The organism is Arthrobacter sp. AQ5-05 (assembly GCF_003287975.1).
Classification (GTDB): domain Bacteria; phylum Actinomycetota; class Actinomycetes; order Actinomycetales; family Micrococcaceae; genus Paeniglutamicibacter.
The window spans coordinates 1-2,070 of sequence record NZ_QMKQ01000066.1; the positions used below are offsets into that span (position 1 = coordinate 1).

The 2,070-nt window shown below is 53.0% G+C and carries 2 protein-coding genes and 1 pseudogene; all 3 read left to right on the forward strand.

What is annotated here, in order from left to right; translation table 11 throughout:
- A partial coding sequence (locus DQ353_RS20980; RefSeq protein ID WP_146755271.1) for a transposase occupies positions 1 to 150 on the forward strand: 150 nt, incomplete at its 5' end.
- A 43-nt stretch (positions 151 to 193) separates the two neighbouring features.
- Complete coding sequence (locus tag DQ353_RS21470; RefSeq protein WP_146755369.1) at positions 194 to 1,522, forward strand: P-loop ATPase, Sll1717 family; 1,329 nt, start codon at positions 194 to 196, stop codon at positions 1,520 to 1,522.
- 266 nt (positions 1,523 to 1,788) lie between these two features.
- Positions 1,789 to 1,944, forward strand: a pseudogene (locus DQ353_RS20985) (ISL3 family transposase); the annotation flags it as partial.
- Positions 1,945 to 2,070: the final 126 nt, after the last annotated feature.

Sequence of the window (2,070 nt, forward strand, 5' to 3'; positions counted from 1 at the left end):
GCCACGAAAGGTGCCTCCAACGGCCCAACCGAAGCGATCAACGGTGTCATCGAAACCACCCGGAGGATCGCCCGTGGATTCCGTAACTTCGAGAATTACCGCATCCGCTCACTGCTCTCCGCCGGCGGCCACCGGCACTACCGAACTTAGGGGAGACTCACCACGTTCAATTCCGTAGAGCCGCAAAAGTGCCATGTACTCGACGCTTCTAAAACGCACCAGCGAGTTGCATCAACAAGGTATCGTTTTGGTTTCCGCTGAGAACCCTCGAGGCATGCCCGCTTTCAAGAGCCTCAACGAGGACACCCCGGCAAGTGAACTTGAATTTGTAAGCCTGTGGAAGATGTACGTCCTCTCGCTGATCGCTTCGAAACTCGACGAAAACGGCGTTGAAGGTAGCACCGCAACCGAAATCAAGTCAGTACTCGCAAGCGAAGGGTTGATACCGTCGCCGAAAGCTTCACTGGGAGTGAGGCTGAAGATGGTCTTAGATTGGGTGCGACGTAGCCTCTCACCGGAGTCAGTTGAAGGAGGGTGGAAAATAGATCCACACACTGGAATGGCTACCGGAGTCACAGGCAAGATTACGTTACGAGAGCCCACTGCTGACGAAGACGCCAAAGGTGCAGTTTCGATAGATTCACTCTTGTCTGCGGCGAATGAAGTGCTCACTCAAAACAAGTTGACAGTTTGGGTAGCGTTTGATCGGCTTGACGTGGCTTTCACTGAATCCCATGACCTTGAAGCAAACGCGCTGAGAGCCCTTTTCAAGTGCTACTTGGACTTGCAGTCACATCAGTCCATTGTCCTAAAGATTTTTCTCCGGAATGATATTTGGAACAAAATCGTGGATGGCGGATTCCGTGAGGCGAGCCACATAACGCGGCACTTGACAATCTCTTGGTCCCAGCCGTCGTTGTTGAATTTGGTCGTCAGTCGGATGCTTAACAGCCCCTCGTTGCTAGAATACGTTAATCAAGACGCCGACGAAATACGACCAAAGGCGGTCCTGCAACGAAAATTCTTCGACTCTTTGGTGCCAGATAAAATCGATGTTGGTAACAACCCTTCAACATTCGAATGGATCCTCGGTCGAGTACAAGACGGAACGAAAACTATCGCTCCGCGTGAGGTGATCCATCTATTGACGGAAACCAAATCCTCGCAAATTGCCATGCTCGAACGAGGAGAAGACGAGCCGCCTCGCCGCGAGCTCTTTACCCGGATGGCTTTCCGAGAGGCATTGCCTACCGTCTCAAAAGTACGACTTCAACAAACCATCTATGCAGAATTCGACGACGTCAAACCATGGCTCGAAGAACTTAATTCGGAAAAAGCAGACCAATATCCGGAATCTCTAAGCCGGATATGGAAAGTAGATCTAGAATTAGCCCTTCAGAGAGCAAAGCGTTTGGTAGACGTTGGCGTGTTTGAACCACGCGGCACCAAAGCAGCACCTCGCTATTGGGTGCCTTTCCTGTACCGCCCGGAGTTGGCCGTAATTCAAGGCAAAGCCCAATAGCAAGCAGGGAACAGATCACCCTTGGCCGAATCCTTCCGGCTGGTGGCGCAAAAAGGACATCTGCTTCAAATATGGTCATCGAAAATCAAACCGATGGATCGCGTCCGTTGGTTCATGGCGTGACCCCACGCTTTACATACCGCTCCAATAATTGGCTCTACTGACATATCCGTGGGCGTGAGCCGCGAGCCTTAACGTCCACACGCCGCTTCCTGCCTAGGATTTTTGACTGACTAAGGTACAAAAATCTAGGGACTGAAAACGGCGTGCAGAAAACAAGCATATGGGCCGCCCTGCTGGGTGTCGAAAAAACAACCGTCCACCACGTGGATACCTGCCCGGAAACCGGGGTCCTGCTGGCCCGGGTGACACCGCACAAGTCCTTGCGGAACAGATGCGGAATCTGCTCCAGGCGGTGCTCTGTCAACGGCAGTTTGAAACTGCCCACTGGCGGCAACCGAAAGTGACCACTGGCGGCAGTCTCGCTGACCATGGGCGGCAATGCCATTGACCGCTGGCGGCAACGGTTTTGACCGGCCGTTCGGGGC